15 protein-coding genes are annotated in these 19,558 nt (G+C 33.2%); 10 read left to right on the top strand and 5 right to left on the bottom strand.

The genetic code is table 11. The features are described from left to right. Window positions 1-2 precede the first annotated feature (2 nt). The 4 genes from GTZ96_RS01455 to GTZ96_RS01440 form a co-directional block, all read right to left on the bottom strand. Window positions 3-854: an N-acetylglucosamine kinase gene (locus GTZ96_RS01455; protein WP_161640815.1), complete on the bottom strand. Its 852-nt coding sequence runs from the start codon at window positions 852-854 to the stop codon at window positions 3-5. Window positions 855-980: 126 nt separating this feature from the next. Continuing rightward, the gene (gene gap, locus GTZ96_RS01450; RefSeq protein ID WP_161640814.1) at window positions 981-1,985 is read right to left on the bottom strand and encodes a type I glyceraldehyde-3-phosphate dehydrogenase; all 1,005 of its coding nucleotides are present in this window, start codon (window positions 1,983-1,985) and stop codon (window positions 981-983) included. An 83-nt stretch (window positions 1,986-2,068) separates the two neighbouring features. Beyond that, a complete protein-coding gene (gene pfkA / locus GTZ96_RS01445; RefSeq protein WP_161640813.1) occupies window positions 2,069-3,055 on the bottom strand; it encodes a 6-phosphofructokinase in 987 nt (328 codons plus the stop codon). 269 nt (window positions 3,056-3,324) lie between these two features. Continuing rightward, window positions 3,325-7,821, bottom strand: a complete 4,497-nt coding sequence (locus GTZ96_RS01440; RefSeq protein ID WP_161640973.1) for a translocation/assembly module TamB domain-containing protein — start codon at window positions 7,819-7,821, stop codon at window positions 3,325-3,327. Window positions 7,822-8,115: 294 nt separating this feature from the next. On the opposite strand from GTZ96_RS01440, the gene tsaD reads away from it, so the two are divergent. From tsaD to GTZ96_RS01405, 7 genes are all read left to right on the top strand, one after another. Beyond that, window positions 8,116-9,138, top strand: coding sequence for a tRNA (adenosine(37)-N6)-threonylcarbamoyltransferase complex transferase subunit TsaD (gene tsaD / locus GTZ96_RS01435; RefSeq protein WP_161640812.1), 1,023 nt, complete (start codon window positions 8,116-8,118; stop codon window positions 9,136-9,138). A 3-nt stretch (window positions 9,139-9,141) separates the two neighbouring features. Next, the gene (locus tag GTZ96_RS01430) at window positions 9,142-9,846 is read left to right on the top strand and encodes a 16S rRNA (uracil(1498)-N(3))-methyltransferase (RefSeq protein ID WP_161640811.1); all 705 of its coding nucleotides are present in this window, start codon (window positions 9,142-9,144) and stop codon (window positions 9,844-9,846) included. Window positions 9,847-9,960: 114 nt separating this feature from the next. Further along, window positions 9,961-10,599 carry a DUF4159 domain-containing protein gene (locus GTZ96_RS01425; RefSeq protein WP_161640810.1) on the top strand — a complete coding sequence of 213 codons (639 nt, stop codon included), beginning with the start codon at window positions 9,961-9,963 and terminating at the stop codon, window positions 10,597-10,599. Between the two features lie 5 nt (window positions 10,600-10,604). Next, window positions 10,605-11,108, top strand: coding sequence for a TrmH family RNA methyltransferase (locus GTZ96_RS01420; protein ID WP_161640809.1), 504 nt, complete (start codon window positions 10,605-10,607; stop codon window positions 11,106-11,108). Window positions 11,109-11,140: 32 nt separating this feature from the next. Continuing rightward, complete coding sequence (locus tag GTZ96_RS01415) at window positions 11,141-12,232, top strand: AI-2E family transporter (protein WP_161640808.1); 1,092 nt, start codon at window positions 11,141-11,143, stop codon at window positions 12,230-12,232. A 2-nt stretch (window positions 12,233-12,234) separates the two neighbouring features. After that, window positions 12,235-13,416: a class I SAM-dependent methyltransferase gene (locus GTZ96_RS01410; protein ID WP_161640807.1), complete on the top strand. Its 1,182-nt coding sequence runs from the start codon at window positions 12,235-12,237 to the stop codon at window positions 13,414-13,416. 1 nt (window position 13,417) lies between these two features. Next, the gene (locus GTZ96_RS01405) at window positions 13,418-13,987 is read left to right on the top strand and encodes a hypothetical protein (protein WP_161640806.1); all 570 of its coding nucleotides are present in this window, start codon (window positions 13,418-13,420) and stop codon (window positions 13,985-13,987) included. Window positions 13,988-14,335: 348 nt separating this feature from the next. Here GTZ96_RS01405 and GTZ96_RS01400 read toward each other — a convergent pair whose 3' ends face one another. Then, complete coding sequence (locus GTZ96_RS01400) at window positions 14,336-14,995, bottom strand: M15 family metallopeptidase (protein WP_161640805.1); 660 nt, start codon at window positions 14,993-14,995, stop codon at window positions 14,336-14,338. Between the two features lie 571 nt (window positions 14,996-15,566). On the opposite strand from GTZ96_RS01400, the gene GTZ96_RS01395 reads away from it, so the two are divergent. The 3 genes from GTZ96_RS01395 (at window position 15,567) to GTZ96_RS01385 (ending at window position 19,213) form a co-directional block, all read left to right on the top strand. Continuing rightward, window positions 15,567-16,016 carry a YhcH/YjgK/YiaL family protein gene (locus tag GTZ96_RS01395; protein WP_161640804.1) on the top strand — a complete coding sequence of 150 codons (450 nt, stop codon included), beginning with the start codon at window positions 15,567-15,569 and terminating at the stop codon, window positions 16,014-16,016. Window positions 16,017-16,255: 239 nt separating this feature from the next. Continuing rightward, window positions 16,256-17,254, top strand: a complete 999-nt coding sequence (lpxD, locus tag GTZ96_RS01390; protein WP_161640803.1) for a UDP-3-O-(3-hydroxymyristoyl)glucosamine N-acyltransferase — start codon at window positions 16,256-16,258, stop codon at window positions 17,252-17,254. Window positions 17,255-17,584: 330 nt separating this feature from the next. Continuing rightward, window positions 17,585-19,213, top strand: a complete 1,629-nt coding sequence (locus tag GTZ96_RS01385; RefSeq protein ID WP_161640802.1) for an acyl-CoA carboxylase subunit beta — start codon at window positions 17,585-17,587, stop codon at window positions 19,211-19,213. Window positions 19,214-19,558: the final 345 nt, after the last annotated feature.

Here is a 19,558-nt window from a genome sequence, read left to right as displayed (position 1 = left end):
TCTTATTTATTAGCAACATGATAAGAAATAAGACCATCTATAGGTCTTCTCAAAACGTTTCCTAATTGCAAGTTGTATTTATCAAAAGCATGTTGCAATTCATCTTTTAAATAATAAGCAATCGAACCTACAAAATGCACAGGTACTTCTTTGCAATTATCATATTGCATTACATAATTTTTCACAAAAGACTTCATCCCTTTGCGAATAATTTTTTGACAAAATTCAGTTTCCTTATGTTGAATCAGAAACTTAGCAAAAGTGGCTAAATAAGCATTCGGATTATCTTCTTTGTATAATTTATTTTTGATAAAATCAGGGTCTACACTAAATTCTTTTTCAAATTCAACCGCTAATTCCTTAGGCATTTTATTAAAATAATACTTTCTAATTAACTCTTTTCCGTAAACATTACCACTAGAATCATCCATTACAATATAACCTAATGATTGTACTTTTTGGTGCAATTGAGTTCCGTCAAAATAACTACAGTTAGAACCTGTACCTAAAATACAAACAATAGCTTTTTGATCTTTTGGAGTAGTTGCATAAACAGCTGCATAAGTATCTTCTTCCACTACAATTTTTGCATTAGGAAAATAATCTTGAAAAACGGTAGTCAAATTAATTTTCATTCTATCAGTTCCGCAACCAGCACCGTAAAAAAACAAATGAGTAGCTGTCTTTTTGCTTTGTTGGATATCAAAACGATCGTCCAAACGTGCAATAATTTGATCTCCTTCAAGGATTTCCGGATTCAAACCTAAGGTTTGTGTAGTAAACAATATTTTTCCTTCATCGTCTATCGCAATCCAATCGGCTTTGGTAGAACCACTATCAACTATTAATTTCATTTTGTTTCAGTTTTTAGATTAGTTTTTCTTTAATTTAAAATGTGGTTTTCACATTAATCAAAGAGGTAATAAAATAAGAAAATCCCGTTACTTTGAAATAACGGGATTTTCTAAAATTATAAAATATTATTTCAATCCAGCGATATGCACAGATAAATCAATTAATTTACTAGAGTATCCATACTCATTATCATACCAAGATACCAATTTGAAGAAAGTTGAATTCAAACCAATTCCTGCAGTAGCATCAATGATTGAAGTTCTTTTGTCAGAGATAAAATCTTGAGATACAACAGCATCTTCAGTATATCCCATAATTCCTTTCATTGTAGTTTCAGAAGCATTTTTCAAAACAGCCATAATTTCTTCATAAGAAGTTTCTTTAGCTACTTTTACAGTTAAATCTACTGTAGAAACGTCAGCAGTAGGAACACGGAAAGCCATACCTGTTAATTTTCCATTCAAGTCAGGAATAACTTTTCCAACCGCTTTTGCAGCACCTGTAGAAGATGGGATGATGTTGATGCTAGCAGCACGTCCACCTCTCCAGTCTTTTCTAGAAGGACCATCAGCAGTCATTTGAGTTGAAGTTGTAGCGTGAACAGTAGTCATTAAAGCTTCAACAATTCCAAAATTATCGTGAATAACTTTAGCTAAAGGAGCTAAACAGTTTGTAGTACAAGATGCGTTAGAAACAACTAAATCAGAAGCTTTTGCAGTTTCGTGGTTTACTCCCATTACAAACATTGGAGCATCAGCAGAAGGAGCAGAGATAATTACTTTTTTAGCACCACCTTTGATGTGCTCATTAGCAGTTTCAATAGTTGTGAAGATACCAGTACATTCAGCAACTACATCAACATCAACTTCGTTCCATTTCAAATCAGCTGGATTTCTTTCAGCAGTGATACGAATGTTTCTTCCGTTTACGTATAATTTTCCTTCTTTTACTTCAACATCTCCATCAAAACGACCGTGAACAGAATCATATTTTAATAAGTAAGCTAAGTGATCTACATCTAATAAGTCGTTGATTGCAACTACTTCTACATTGTCTCTGTTGAAAGACTCTCTAAAAACAATTCTTCCGATTCTACCGAAACCGTTTATTCCTAATTTTACTTTTGACATTTCTTTTCTTTATTTATTTATTGTTTATTATTCGATTTGAAAAATTTTCGCAAATTTAATGATTAATTCTACTACAATTTTTTTTAAGTTGTTATAATATCAGAAACCCTTAATAATTCTCTATCAATTTCTGACTTTCCTTTTATAGCTTGTACTAATGGAGTAAGATTTACGGTATCATTTTTCAATCCTACCATGAAATTTGAAACTCCATCTAATAAAGACTCTACTGCTTTAACACCTAAACGGCTAGCCAAAACTCTATCAAAGCAAGAAGGTGAACCACCACGTTGCATGTGCCCTAATACCGATACACGAACATCGTATTCAGGTAAATTACTCTCTACATAATCCTTTAATTCAAATACGTTTTTACCAATTTTATCGCCTTCGGCAATAACCACTATACTTGATGATTTTCCGGAAGCCTTACTTTTTTGAAGTGATTCTAACAAACGGTCTAATCCTAAATCTTCTTCAGGAATCAATATTTCTTCTGCTCCAGCTCCAATTCCGGCATTCAAAGCAATATGACCGGCATCTCTACCCATTACCTCAACAAAGAATAAACGGTTGTGAGAACTGGCTGTATCTCTAATTTTATCAATACAATCTACAACTGTATTTAAAGCAGTATCATAACCTAGTGTATGGCTTGTACCGTAAATATCATTATCGATAGTTCCTGGAATTCCCATTACCGGGAAATTATATTCGGCATTAAACATCAAAGCTCCTGTAAAACTTCCATCTCCTCCGATAACTACTAAGGCTTCAATTCCTTCTTTAACTAAATTCTCATGAGCTTTTTTTCTACCTTCAGGAGTTCTAAATTCTGCTGAACGTGCCGATTTTAAAATTGTTCCTCCTTTATTGATAATATTATTTACGCTTCTAGGTCCCATTTCAATGAAGTCACCTTCAATCATTCCTTGGTATCCTCTGTAAATCCCAACACATTCTATATTATGATAAGCACAAGTTCGAACAACTGAGCGTATGGCAGCATTCATCCCCGGGGAATCTCCACCAGAGGTAAGAACACCTATTTTTTTTATTAGTTTTTGCATTGTTTTTAGTTTTGAAAGGTAAAATTAAGAAACATTAATCACTTTAAAAGGGTATGCCTTGTTATTTTAACTAATTGCCTAAAATTCAAACGTTTTCGTTAATAAGTTTCACAAAAAACAAAAAAACACAGTTTTTTTTTGACAGAAATCGATTTTTAGAGAATTTAACTAAGAATAACTTATTATTGACGTTAAAATAACAATTATACGAAACAAGTTCAGATTCTAAAAAAGTACTTTTAAGTTAAGAGTATTCGATTCCTCAAAAATTAATCTTCATCCGTTTTTATGGCTTCAGTATTATTTTTTGAATCTTCTTTTTTAGGAGATTTGCTTTTATTGAAATTAATGTATTCTGGTGCTACATTAGAATCTTGGAAATATTCATTTGTAGTGTCTACTTTTTGAATTTTATATTTCTTAAATATTTTATTAACCAATTCTCTAAAAGTATCAAAATCAACTTCATAAGTAACCCCTAATCCTTGGGTGTAACCAATTCCTTGCCCAATATAATTAATATCGTTTTCTCTGTTAAACAGCCTTAAATTCATCGTTCCGTCCTGGTTCACTCTATATTGAACCTCAACATCCCCAACAACTGCCGATTCATTAATTCCTCCAAATGGAACCCCCACTTTTCCATTAATTGTAATTCGCTCATTGATTTTTGACGAAATAGTGGCCACTACTCTACCATCCGTTTCCTTACCAATTCTTTTATCTGGAGAAACATAATTCAAACCTACCTTAAATCTATCATTATCTGTTTTTAGGATATCTCCTAACAAACTAGAAGCGGTTTCAAATAAACTTCCTGAAAAATCAGATTGATTCACCCCTTCCGGACTTAAGAACCCTCCTGAAGAAAGTAAATACAAGGCCTGTGTTTGCCTTACATCTTTATCGTATAATTTATATTGAATTTCTGATTTTAAAACATTACTCACCGTTGGGAACTCAATATTAAAATCCGGATCCGGACTGGCCAAATCTCCTTGAATTCCAATAATTACATTCACCGGCACTTTTCTGTTAAATGAAGAGTTATCCAATAAAACGGCTGGATTAGCAATGGTTTTATAAACGGCCTGCAAGTTCAACTGTGCTCGCATTGGATTCCCTTCCCAAGAAATAGAACCTCCTTTTTTAACGTCAAACTTCTTATCAATTAATCCGCCGTATTTAAAATTATAGGTTCCTTCATATGCCTGGAAATCTCCCCACATTTGAAACTTTCCTAAGGTGTTAATTTTAAACAAAAGCGAACCATAACCTCTACCGCGCATTCCATGACCTGAATTTCGATCTAATATTACTTCTACTTCAGCATCAGGCGTAATGTCTAAATCAAATTCTAATTCGAGTCCGTTATATTTTCGGCTATTTTCAACAATACCCATTTTTTTATTATACTTTTCTTTAGGTGTAACAAAATGGATAAATGAATTTTCACCTACGCTCTCAGCATAATTAATTGGAATTTTAACATCAGTTCCTTTTTCTGATTTCGCATCTATTTTTATAAATAATGAGTTTGTAGGACCTTTGATAGTAGCATTTCCATTGATAAATGCCGTTCCATAATAAGCTGCATCTTCAGAATCTTTGGTATCTAAAGCAACTAATCTTCTTGAAGCAATTGCAAAATCTAATTTCCAATCTGAAAAATTATTGTGTTGAATACTACCGTTCAACAAACCTTTGGTATTGAATTTCGAATCGGTAATGGTATTATTTCTAAACAAAAACGTCTCATCAACTAAATCAACTATTGAACGATCACTCAATTGATAATCGACATTTAAATACGGAATAGTCAATCCTGCTTTGTCTACAAATAATCGACCACTTATTTTAGGCTTATTTACATCGCCAGTTACAATCGAATTTCCTGTTACAAAACCTCGAACATTAGACAAAACATTGCCTCCTAAAGAACCAAAAACTCCCAGATTAAATTTATCTAATTTCAGCTTTAAGTCAAGAATAGTCTTTTTATTAACGATTTCAAAACTTCCGTTAGCATTAAAAGATTCCAAATTGTCATTTTGCAAATAAGAATCAATCGTAAATTTATCCAGACTTTGATTTCCTTCGATATTGAATTTTAAAACCCCTAAATCGGTTTTATTGATATTCAATTTATCAATTACTAATGAAGCTGTAGGTTTATAGACTTGGTTATTTTGTTTAAAATTAATGGCACCATTTACATTTCCCCTAAAAACAAACTTGCTGCTTAAAGGCGTAATCTTATACAAATCGACATCTTTAAAACTGAGCTCTAAATCCTTATTTAAATTATCCTTGATTGTTCCATTTAAAGCCACCGATTGGTTTTCATGAGACAATACGATATTATCAAAATTGAAATTCTTAAAGATTTTATCAAAAACTATTTTATTATCATAACTGTCTTTTTGATTCAAATACCATAAGTTTTCTTTGAATTTCATCTCCGATTTACTGATACCCACCACATTGTTATTATTCTTATCAATAGTGTGAAATAAGTTCAGGTTGAAATAATCCTCCCCTTTTTCGCCTCCTTTAAACTCTGAACGAAATAGTAAAGTATCCTTTGTGGTAATATTAATCAAACTAAAATCGTGAATTTTATAATAAGGCGTTTTGATACTATCTAACTCAACAAAAGCATTAAACAATGGGTTTTTGTTATCAATAGCAACCCTAATATTATCGAAGGTATTTTTAGCATATACAATTTTAGGCGAATTAAAATTCATCTTAAATTCCTGATTATCCGATTTGATATTTCCTTTCAAAACCGTATTAGTTGCCAGAGCTATTTCAGGAAATAAAATTTCAACTATCTTGCTGTAAACCGTGAAATTAAATTTTAAAAACTGTCCTTTATTTACCTTTTCCGGTTTAAAATTGGTGTACAAACTACCCAACGAGTTTCTTGTCAATTTGCCCAATTGACTAAACTGAAAACGCCCTACAACTTTTCCATCGATGATATCAGGAGAATTTATGGTTAACGTACGAATTCTATTTTCATCAAAAGTCGAATTGATATTGAAATCATCAAAACTATAGGTATCTTTTACATTTTGATAAGATGTCTGTTTTATATAAACATTTCCTTGTAAATTTTCAATCGAATTTCCTGTAACTTGTACTAGTACATCTCCTTTAAAATGAGAAACACTATCTTTTACTAATTTCAATTTACTCAAATCAGCATGAGCTACATTAATATGGAAATCGTATTTATTTTCTTTGGCACTTAAATCGACCAACCCATCAAAATCCATTTCTAAATTAGAATCAACTACTGAAATTTGTCCTTTATAATAAGGCAATTTAAAATTCCCATTTACAGTAATATTATTATAAGTATAATTTTTATAATCCATTTTACTTATAACTCCATTCAATTGCGTATTCAAATATTTCTCAGTAAATCCTTTTCCATCTACATCAATATCCATACTTACCCTTCCTAAATCATCACGACTTAAAAAAGTTCCAATATCAAAATTTTCTAAAACAACATTTCCGGTATAAGCCGCCTTATCAATAACATCAATATTAGTCATTTCAAATTTTGATTGCAATTTTCCTAATTGTGAAATTACATTCAAATCGGTATCAATGGTCGTTGCTGTAAGTTGGGTATTTCCTTTTATCGAAAAATTGCCTAGCGTTTTTAATTCTACAGGTAATTTCTTTCCAAGAACATTGGGTAGCATAACCACCAGATTATCATAACTGGAATTGATTCTCGTAAAATCGCCATCCATATAAAATCGTTGATGGTCTTTTCCAAAAATATTTTTGAAATTAATAGCACCATACATACGTGATTTTCTGGAATCAACAAGTTTTAAATTACTTATATATAAATCATTCAACGTTCCTTTTATATCAGTACTATTAATGTAAAAAAACTGATTAACACCTAAGCCTTTATAAAAATAGCGAATATCATTTGTTGCAATCGAAGCGGAATGGAGCTTAACATCAAACTTTACTCTATCATTAAAACGAGCAAAATCCTGAATTTTATAATTCATCGTAACCTCAGCTTTAATTTTAGATTCAGGTGTTTTTAAATCTAAATTTTCAAGTTTTATTTTTTTCTTGGTATAACTAAAAACAGCGCTTAAGTCTTCAATAAACAAACCTCTATGGTCTAAAAGTGATAATTTATTTATTGTTGCATTAACATCTGGACCATGCAGCTTAAAATCAGTCAATTCGATATTTACATTTTTAAAATCAACATCTTTAGGATTGGCTTTATTTTCATCAGTCATTATAAAATGTCCGTGGGCGATATAAGCCTTGTCTGATTTTAATAGAAAATGTTTTCCTGTAGCCGACGGTTTATCAGAGCCAAAAGCATCAATAAAAATATCAATATTAGTTTTCTTTTCGTTTTTGTATGTTTTTAAATCAAATAAAACGCCATCCAAACGAACGGTATTAAACAACAAATCGCCATTTAAAAATCCGTTAAGATCAAAAATATTGGTATTCAAAATTTTGGAATAAATCAAAGTATCCTTGTGATGATCTAAAATCAATACATTTTGAATTTTAACACCACCAAAAACAGATATCTTAGCCTTATCAATATTGATATTAGTGCCAAAATCATTATTAACACGATTCATCAAATACTTACCCACTTTAGTCTGGACTGTAGGTAATGATAAAGCAATACCAAGCACTAATAATAATAGGATTAGTCCAAGTAGGAAGTATTTAGGTTTTAACCCAAAAAATAGCATGCAGCAACAAACTATAAATATTGCCTCAGCAAATACTGTTATTTCGCTCTGAACAAAAGGCAATGAGAAAAGTATTCCTAGCACTAATAAAAGTAGGATTAGTTTAAATAGGAAATGTAAAATTATTTTGCTGACTTTTTTGATATCTTTTACTGTTATATTCTTTTTCTTAAAAAACTATTTTACTGGTGAAACGGCAGTACCTTTAATAAAAATTCTTTAATTTTGGCTGCGCCGTAAAATTAAATAAAATATAATCGGTTTCTAAAGATAATTCAAAATTTGTGCCTTTTTATGCTAAATCCAGAGGTTTTTATTCTTGCTATTGAAAGTTCCTGCGATGATACTGCAGCAGCTGTTTTATGTAACGACAAAGTGCTTTCAAATGTTGTGGCAAATCAATTAATTCACACACAATATGGCGGAGTCGTTCCTGAATTAGCTTCGCGTGCTCATCAGCAAAATATTGTCCCCGTAATTGATGCCGCTTTGAAAAAAGCCAATATCCAAAAAGAACAGTTGTCAGCCATTGCTTTTACGCAAGGTCCCGGCTTAATGGGGTCTTTGCTTGTGGGAAGCTCTTTTGCTAAATCGACAGCATTGGCTTTAGGAATTCCGCTTATTGCAGTAAACCACATGCACGCCCACATTTTAGCCCATTTTATTGACGAAGAAGGTTTTGAAAAACCAGAATTTCCTTTTTTAGCCTTGACTATTAGCGGTGGACATACTCAAATTGTAAAAGTCAACGATTTTTTTGACATGCAAATAATTGGAGAAACTACTGATGATGCCGTAGGAGAAGCTTTTGACAAAAGCGCTAAAATCCTGGGACTTCCCTACCCTGGCGGTCCTTTAGTAGATAAATATGCTCAATTAGGAAATCCAAAAGCCTTCCCTTTTACCAAACCAAAAGTTCCGGGACTGGATTTTAGTTTTTCAGGTCTAAAAACGGCAATCTTATATTTCATTCAAAAGAAAAAAATAGAGAATCCGAATTTTATTGATGAAAACATCAACGATATTTGCGCTTCTATCCAATATACCATTATTCAAATATTAATGGATAAATTAAAATTAGCGGTACAAGAAACGGGAATTAAACAAATTGCCATCGGTGGAGGTGTTTCAGCTAATTCCGGAATTAGAAATACCCTCAAAGAAGCCGAACAAAAATACGGTTGGAAAACATTTGTCCCTAAATTTGAATACACCACCGATAATGCTGCCATGATAGGAATTGTAGGTTATCAAAAGTTCTTATCCCAAAATTTCGAAAACGCTTCAGTAGTTTCTAAAGCACGAATTCAATTCTAAACTATGCAATTATTTTACAATCCAAATATTGACGAACAAACTGAAATCTTTTTCTTTGACAAAGAAGAAAGCAAACACATTATCAAAGTCTTACGAAAAAAAGACGGTGATATTTTATTTGTAACCAATGGCTTAGGCTACATTTTTGAATGCGAAATCACCTTAGCTTCAGATAATAAATGCACGGTAAAGATTAATGCTTTTGAGAAAAAAGAAACCCCAAAATTTCATTTGCATCTAGCCGTTGCTCCAACAAAAATGAACGACCGCTACGAATGGTTTTTAGAAAAAGCAACCGAAATTGGTGTTCAGGAAATCACGCCCATCATTTGTGATCGTTCCGAAAGAAAGGTTATTAACAAAGAACGATTTGAAAAAATTATCCTGTCTGCATTGAAACAGTGCAACGAACCTTACTTACCAAAATTGAACGAAGCAGTTAGTTTTAAAGAATTTGTAACTCAAAAAAACAAAGGCACATTATTAATTGCCCATTGTGAAGAAACCGATAAAAAAACATTAAAATCGGTTTTAAAAGCCAACGAAGACATTACTTTGCTTATTGGACCCGAAGGCGATTTTTCAGTTAAAGAAATCGCATTGGCATTAGAGAACAATTATATTCCTGTTTCTTTAGGCAACACCAGATTAAGAACTGAAACAGCAGCGTTAGTAGCTTGCCATAGTGTGGTATTTTTTAATGAATAAGTCATTGCGAGGAACGAAGCAATCTTACGATATTAAAAACAAATGAGATTGCTTCGTTCCTCGCAATGACTAAACACAGCATGGGACTAAGGACTAATCACTAAGGACTAAAAAATGAAAAAAATATATCTTGTTTTACTATTGATTTCTTTCGCTTCTTTTTCCCAGGAAATTGCCTTGGTAAAATACAGCGGTGGTGGCGATTGGTATGCCAATCCTACTTCGCTGCCCAATTTAATTCGTTTTTGCAACAACCATATCAACACGACTATTAATCCAAAACCCGCCACGGTAGAACCCAGTAGTCCTGATTTATTTTCCTATCCTTTTATTCACATGACAGGACACGGAAATGTTGTTTTTAGTGAATCGGATGTGAGTAATCTTCAAAAATATTTAAAAGGCGGTGGTTTTTTACATATTGATGACAATTACGGAATGGATCAATACATTCGAAAAGAAATTAAAAAAATATTCCCTAACAAGGAATTGATTGAAATCCCTGCTAGTCATGCTATCTTTCTAAAACCCTATCTTTTCACCAATGGTTTACCAAAAATTCACGAACACGATGGCAAACGTCCACAAGCTTTTGGCATTTTCGCAGACAATAGATTAGTGCTTTTATATACTTATGAATGTGATTTAGGTGATGGCTGGGAGGATCCAGAAGTCCATAACGATCCCATCGAAGTACGCGAAAAAGCATTGAAAATGGGGGCTAATATTATAAACTATATTTTTAATAACTAATTCAAGTGCAACTAAAACACGAAGAAAATCAGTTTAAACAAACGCAGTTTCCTATTACGCTCGTTTGTGACAATATCTATTTCCAACAAAACATTGGTTCGCTTTTCAGAATTGGAGAAGCTTTCGGAATTGAGAAAATTATTTTCTTAGGAAAAGACATCCCTCTAAATCCCCGAAAAATAAATAAAACGTCCAGAAGTACCCATTTACATGTTCCTTATACCGTAATTGAAGAAAACGACGTTTTGATTAATTACTTACAAGAGAATAATTATGAAATAATTTCGTTAGAAATAGCTGCAACCAGCAAAGCATTAAAAGAAGTTGTATTACCTTCCAATAAAAAAATAGCACTTGTAATTGGAAGCGAAATCAATGGCGTAAACGAAGCTCTTTTGGCAATTTCAAACCAAATTGTACACATCAACATGTTTGGTCAAAACAGCAGTATGAATGTAGTTCAGGCTGCAAGCATTGCGCTTTATGAATTTACTTCAAAAATGATTTGAGTTTCTTTATCTTTATAAACTAAAACACTGCTATGATTACATCAAAAACGATATCCAACGGAATCCTTCGCGCTTTACTAACCGTAGTTATTGTCGGTTTAATTTCGCTTTTTCTATATCAAATCAGCACAGTTCTAACTTATTTGGTAGTTTCAATGATTCTTACTATGATTGGAAAACCTATTTTAAATTTCTTTAAAAAGCGATTAAAATTCAGCCATATCCTCGCTACAGTAACTACAATATTTATTTTTGTATTGATTATTCTTGGATTTATTTTGATGTTTGTTCCTTTGGTTTCTTCGCAAGGACAAAATTTATCGCTGCTTAATACCGCTGCAATAGAAAAAAACATTACCGAATTAGTGAACCAAATCAAGGTCTTTCTAGATTCTCATAATATAGATTCTTCCAAAGTATTAAAAGAAGCTAATATTTCCTCAAAGATCAACTTTACTTTTATCCCTGATTTTTTGAATAGCATTTTAGGAACAATTAGTAGCCTTGGTGTGGGCTTAGGTTCGGTATTATTTATTACTTTTTTCTTTTTAAAAGACAGAGTACTCTTTTTACGTGGAGCTAAAAAACTAATCCCGGATAGTTATGAAGAGCAATTTTTAAACTCTTTCGAAAAAATCAACGATTTACTTTCCCGTTATTTCATTGGATTATTATTGCAATTGTTTATTGTATTCGTTTTATATCTGATTGTTTTAATCATTTTTGGAATTCCCAATGCACTTATTATTGCTTTTTTATGCGCCGTATTGAATATCATTCCTTACATCGGTCCATTGATTGCTTCTGTATTGGCGGCTTTATTGACCATGTTGAGTAACTTAGGAAATGACTTCCAATCTGAAATTTTACCTACAACTATTTATGTATTAATCGGTTTTTGGATTGTTCAAATTGTAGACAATAATGTTTCGCAACCCGTTATTTTCTCAAAAAGTGTCAGTTCTCATCCTTTGGAAATCTTTCTTGTAATTTTAATTGCGGGCTTTCTTTCGGGAATATTAGGGATGATTATTGCTGTTCCGTTGTACACAATTCTGAAAGTGATAGGAAAAGAATTCCTTCCAGAAAACAAAATCATTCAATTGCTAACTAAAGATATTTAGGTTTGGATTTTACAATTTTACAACCCCAAATTCAAGAATTTATTGAAAACCAAATAGGGAACTCCATTTCGAAATTAGCCCTCCAAAAAAATCCATTTCCTGATATCGAATGGATTCGGATTTTGAATCAAATTGAAGCGAAAACAAAAGCTAAAGACAAATTACCTACTTGGTTTAACACTAGAAATATTATTTATCCCAGTAAAATTTCGGTCGAACAAACCTCTTCCGAACCAACGGCTTTATACAAAACCAGCATTCTTTCTGGAGAATCCTTAATCGATCTCACTGGCGGTTTTGGCGTGGATGATTCTTTTTTTGCTGCCAAAATCAAATCGGTAGTCCATTGCGAAATTAATCCTGAACTATCTGAAATTGTAAAACACAATTTCGAACAGCTGAATATTAAAAATATCGAATGCCATGCTGGTGACAGCTTTGAAACCTTAAAAACACTCCACCGAAAATGGGATTGGATTTACATTGATCCTTCGAGACGAAATGATGCCAAAGGTAAAGTTTTTATGCTCAAAGATTGTTTGCCTAATGTTCCCGAAAATCTAAATTTTTATTTCGAAAATTCGGATGCTATCTTAATCAAAACCGCTCCTTTATTAGATCTTTCGGCAGGATTATCCGAACTGAAAAACGTAAAATCCATTCATATTGTAGCTCTGGAAAACGAAGTAAAAGAGCTTCTATGGGAATTGCACAAAGATTATGCGGGCGAAATCACTTTGAAAACAGTCAACATCAACAAAGGTGTTATTGATACTTTTGAATTTTTAATGAATCAAGAATCGGTATTTCCTGATTATAGTTTACCTAAAAAATATTTGTACGAACCCAATAGTGCCATCATGAAATCGGGCGGATTTGACGAAGTATCCGTAAATTATAATATTAGTAAACTTCACAAACATTCGCATTTGTACACCGCTGATGAAATCCTATCGTTTCCGGGTAGAATTTTCGAAATCAAAGCTGCTTTTCCGTACAACAAAATCGAAATGAAAAACTTTTTAAGTGGAAAACAAGCCAATATAACTACTCGGAATTTCCCTGCAACAGTTGAAAACATCCGGAAAAAATGGAAAATAAAAGAAGGAGGAAATCTTTATACTTTTTTCACTACTGATGTAAATAATAATAAAATAGTATTAATTTGCGCCAAAATAAACTAAAATGAAAAAACTATTACTTACTGCCTTATTCTTATTATCCCTATCTACTTTTGCGCAAACTTCTTGCGACTATGCCACTAACGTAACTGATTCTATTGGAACTTATAAAATAACCAAGGAATATCTTATTTCTGAGAAAATTTTTGCAGGTACATCCAGCTATATTTTTTACACTTTGTCTATGACTGATGGTCTACCAACGCTTAATGTACAACTCATCCAAAAAAGTAAAGGTTTTATTAAAGCCAATTGTTTTGATAAAAACTCTAAATTATATTTACAGCTAAACAACGGAAAAGTAATCACTCTGGTGCATACTACTCTGGAATATTGTGGTAGCATGATCAGAGACGAAAAAGGGTTTGATAACCGCGTAATTGTTGGAAACTTCATGTTCATGAAAGGCACATTGGAAGACTTAAAAAGTTCCCCACTTTCATTAATGCGAATAAAATATTTATCGGATACCGAAGATTATATTATCAAAAAACAACTGGTTTCGGAATTAACTGGAAAAACCTATCAACCGGAAACTTATTTTATCAATAATTTAAAATGCATCGAAAACTAAACCAATAGTCGACTGTTTTTTATTTGATTTATCATAAAAAGTCAACACTTTCAAAGTTTAATTAGTCTCTAATAAACTGAAAGTGTTGACTTTTTTTATATTAAAACATTATTGTCCCTTAAAAAATAAGCCTTAACCCAATATTTATAGCGTTTAATGATAGGTCGCTCCGCTGGAGCTTTATTTTAACTAATAATCACCGTCTTCTACAAACATTTCGCTCCTAACGGAGCTGTTTTAGTCCCGTCGGGAAATACTGTTTGTAGAAAAAATGGATTGTCAAAAAAAGCTCCAGCGGAGCGAGCTATTTTATTCAAAGAATTTAATCTGAGAATTATGGCATCAGAACTAATTACACTTCCATTTTTCATTGGCAACCTTATCCGTCAAAGCCGATTTCAAATTATAATGCCACCATTCTGAATCAAAAGAATTAAAGCCGTTTTCTATCATAATACTTTTAAGTAGAATTCGATTATCTTTTACTTTTTGAGATAGATTTTCATAGGCATGACTGGCTTCGATTCCGAAAAAATCAAATTTAGTTCCCATATCTAATTCTCTTCCTCTTTTGTTTACCAATGTAATATCTACTGCTCCTCCCCGATTATGAATGGAACCTTTGGCAGGATCAGCCACATATTCTGGATTAGAAACTATTGCCCACATCTTTTTTTGAATATCTAACGGACGATAACAATCGAAAAGCTTAATTCGGTAGCCTTTTTTTATAAATTCCTGATTCGCTACAACTAAAGCTTTAACAGTTTTTAATCGCAGGTAGCATTCGGCACAATCATAAACTTTAGCTTTCAGGAAATTGTCATCGGTGGCATATTTCATGTCATACACAAAATCAGAACTGTAGTTTTTTAGATTTACAAAGGTAGTATCATCAAGCACTACAGCATTTTCTTTCTTAGCAACAGCTACTGAACTTTGTGATTTACAGGATACAAATACAACTAAAAAAAGCAATAGTGTAATCGTTTTAAGAAAATGAGTCATCTGTAGTTTTTATTTGTTTAAGCTTTATAACGGATATAATTTCTTCAAAAATAAAGTTTTATTCCATTTCGAATAAGAACAAATGTACAAAACTCTAATTCAAAATGCTGCTATTTCCGTGACTCAACCGTCCTTAGCTTCCGCAGTCGACTGTCAAATGTTTGAAGAATGCGTAAAAAGAAAATCTGTTTGATCCGCCGCGGCGGAGAGTTATTTTCTTTTAGACTCGAGCCAAAGGCGAACAGAGCGAAGCTAATTCGAAAACTAATTTGACCGACGAGGAAGCGTAAGACTTGAAATCGAAGATTCATGAATACCGAAAAACAATAAGAACGCATGAATATTTTTTTGTTTCTTTTTTGATCAAGCAAAAAAGAAAATTAGTAAATCTAATTTTTCACTTTTAATAAAAACGTCAATGGTAGTGTTTTTTTGTGTAGTAAAACAAAAATGTATCGAGAACCTTTTTTATACAAATTTCATTAGGCTATTAAATTTAAAAATGTACTTTTATTTTTTGTTTCAAAAAAAGCAATTATACTTTTACCAATAAAATTAAAACAACTTTAAAATGATTGTAGATTCATTAAATAATGCTGCGAAATACTATGGTTTACACCCTGCATTCGAAAAGGCATTTCAATTTTTAAATGAAAACGACTTAGCTAATCTGGCTGATGGCGTAACCCAATATTCAGATGATTTAAAAATTATCGTTAATTCTGGAAATGGAAATTCAAAAGAACAAAGTTTAGTTCATTTTGAATGTCATGATAAAAATATCGACATACAGGTTTGTGTGGCGGGACCAGAAACTTATGCCTGGAAACCTAGAGAAAAATGTGTGAGCCCAAATGGTGACTATAGTGACGAAAAAGACGTTCGTTTTTTCTTTGACCAACCCGATATGTTTTTTGAGTTAAATCCGAAACAATTCACCATCTTGTTTCCTGAAGATGTTCATGCAGCTATGATTAGCAATGGGAAAATTAAAAAAATCGTTATCAAGGTTAAAATATAAAACCACAACATCGTAAGAACAATAAAACTACTTTTTCAGGTAGTTTTATTGTTTTATAGACTTCTTCATACTAGCTATTGGGTGTAATAAAAACGTCAATTAGTTAAAAAAAGAATACAAATGACTCTTAAAAAAAAGTCTGTGTTAAATCTTCAGTCCACTATTCTTAAAATATTAGGATTATCTCTATAGAATCACTTTATTTGAGCCCTCTATTAGAACTAACTTATAACCACTATATGAAATCCTATTCTATACAAGAAATAAACGAGGTCCTTAAAGGCGTTATTTCTGGCAATACATCGCAAAAAATCACTGCTGCTGAGCAACTTGAAGCTGCTTCTGATTCTGAAATTTCTTTTATTGGAAACAAAAAATACGAAAAACTTTGGGCTACATCTAAAGCCAGTGTTGCAGTTGTTAATGAAGATATATCCATTGAACCAGGCGAGAATAGAGCTTTCATAAAAGTAAAAAATGCCGATTTAGCGATGTCGCAAATATTAGAACTTTTTGCGCCACCTCTGCCTCAATTTTTTGTAGATATTCATCCCAATGCAGTTGTTGATAAAACAGCTAGTATTGGTGCGGGAACAAAAATTGGTTCAGGAACTTATATTGGTCCTAATGTAAAAATTGGAGAAAACAGCACTATTTATCCTAATGTGACTATTCTTGACGAATCTACTATTGGAAAAAACACCATAATTTGGTCGGGAACGGTAGTAAGAGAACGTTGTCATATTGGTAATGCGTGTATTATCCATCCTAATGCTACCATTGGAGCAGATGGTTTTGGATTCCGTCCTTGTCCTGAAAAAGGCTTGGTAAAAATTCCACAAATTGGAAATGTAATCATTGGAAATAATGTCGAAATTGGTGCAAACAGTTGTATTGACAGAGGAAAATTCAGTTCTACGGTTTTAGGTGATGGTTGCAAAATTGACAATTTAGTTCAAATAGGACACAACAGTAAGCTAGGAAAGTTTTGTATTATGGCTGGAAACAGCGGTTTAGCAGGTTCTGTAACTCTAGGAAATGGTGTTATCATTGGAGGAAGTGCTTCGATAAAAGATCATACTACTATTGGAGACGGTGCTATTGTTGGTGCTGGTTCAGGAGTTACTTGTGATATTCCTGCCGGAAAAACCATGTTAGGCTACCCTGCTGTTGAAGCCCGTGATGCATTAAAACAATGGGCAATTCTAAAAAGACTCGTTAACGATTCTAAGAAATAATTTTTTTTTATTTTTATTTTTTTTTACCGCAGATTCGCAAATTTAAAACTTTGTGAATCTGCGGTTCTTTTTTTATCATCTTCACTTACACTTAGCTTCTCAAAATCCTTCGACAAGCTCAGGATGACACACTAAGTTTCACAATGTTTTTTTTAATGTTTAATCGGCGTTAATTGGCTAAATCTGTTTCATCTGCTTGTCGGCAGACAGGTCCGTGTTCCAAATAATACCCAACTGTCGTATTAAGCATAAAAAATATTTCTTTTTCCTATAAAAATGGATTAATGGTTTTGTATTTTAGCCATCAATTTTCTTGCAATTACAAATACCATGGATTTAAACTTCAACAAAAACGAAGATCACAATAAACTTTTACTTTCTGATTTGAGACAAAAATTCTCTAAAATAAAATTAGGAGGAGGCGAAAAACGCATTCAAAAATTGCATAGCGAAGGCAAAATGACTGCTCGTGAACGTATCGATTATTTATTGGATACCAAAGCCGAAAGTATTGAAATTGGTGCACTCGTAGGAGAAGGAATGTACAAGGAACACGGCGGTTGTCCTTCGGGAGGTGTTGTGGTGAAAATAGGTTATATCAAAGGGAAACAATGTATTGTTGTTGCCAATGATGCTACTGTAAAAGCGGGTGCCTGGTTTCCTATTACCGCTAAGAAAAACCTACGCGCACAGGAAATCGCGATGGAAAACAAAATTCCCATTATTTATTTGGTAGACAGTGCCGGAGTTTATTTGCCGTTGCAAGACGAAATTTTCCCGGACAAAGAACATTTTGGGCGTATTTTTAGAAATAATGCTATTATGAGCAGCATGGGAATTACCCAAATTTCGGCTATTATGGGTAGTTGTGTTGCCGGTGGTGCTTATCTGCCTATCATGAGTGACGAAGCCATAATTGTTGACAAAACGGGGAGTATCTTTTTGGCCGGAAGCTATTTGGTAAAAGCGGCCATTGGCGAAAATATAGATAACGAAACCCTGGGTGGAGCAACTACACATTGCGAAATCTCAGGTGTGACTGATTATAAAGCCAAAGACGACAAAGACGCCTTAGACAAAATAAAAAACATCGTCGATAAAATTGGGGATTACACCAAAGCGGGATTCAACCGCATCAAAGCTGTAAAACCAACCTTAGACGAAAAAGAAATATACGGCTTATTGCCAAAAGCCCGCACCGAACAATACGATATGATGGAAATCATCAATCGTATGGTGGATAATTCTGAATTTGAAGCCTACAAAGACGGTTACGGACAAACCATTATCACGGGGTACGCACGCATTGACGGCTGGGCAGTGGGAATCGTAGCCAACCAACGCAAAGTAATCAAAACCAAAAAAGGTGAAATGCAATTTGGCGGTGTCATCTACTCCGATAGTGCCGATAAAGCCACTCGTTTTATTGCCAACTGCAACCAGAAAAAAATCCCTTTGGTTTTCCTCCAAGACGTTACCGGATTTATGGTGGGTTCTAAGTCAGAACAAGGCGGAATCATCAAAGACGGCGCTAAAATGGTCAATGCTGTGAGTAACTCAGTCGTTCCAAAATTTACCGTGATTGTTGGGAATTCCTATGGCGCCGGTAACTACGCCATGTGTGGCAAAGCCTATGATCCTAGATTAATTGTAGCCTGGCCAAGTGCCGAATTAGCTGTTATGGGTGGCACTCAAGCAGCGAAAGTATTGGCACAAATAGAAGCTTCTTCGATGAAAGCCAAAGGAGAAATCGTTGATGAAGCCAAAGAAGCCGAATTATTTGCCAAAATAAAAGCACGCTATGACGAACAAACCTCTCCTTATTATGCCGCTTCCCGCTTGTGGACTGATGCCATCATCGATCCATTAGATACCCGAAAATGGATTTCTATGGGTATCGAAGCCGCTAACCACGCTCCTATTGAAAAAGCATTCAATCTGGGTGTGATTCAGGTTTAGCTTTTTTAGCACACTGATTTAACGAATAAAACAGATTCACACCAATTTCTCTTAAGACTTAGAGAATCTTGGTGTGGTTCTTTGCGTGCTTTGTTATACAACTTTTTTTTATTTTTTTGGAGCAGATAATTTTATTTCCATAAAAACTTCCCTCCCGCTATCCGCTACAATCTTTGCTGTTGGCTATCGCCACAGCAAAGGATTTTCGCTGCTATCGGGGCTAGGGAAAAACGCATTATTCCCATAATTACTTCTATGTTTTTTTGTAGTTTTTTTCTATATATTTGAATTCTAACTAAAAGAGATTTTTTCAGACTTATTTACCAAAAATTGGATTGATAAGTC

It is taken from the genome of Flavobacterium undicola, assembly GCF_009909155.2.
Lineage (GTDB): Bacteria > Bacteroidota > Bacteroidia > Flavobacteriales > Flavobacteriaceae > Flavobacterium > Flavobacterium undicola.
The sequence above is the reverse complement of the archived record's forward strand: the minus strand, read 5'-3'. Positions and strand labels throughout refer to the sequence as shown.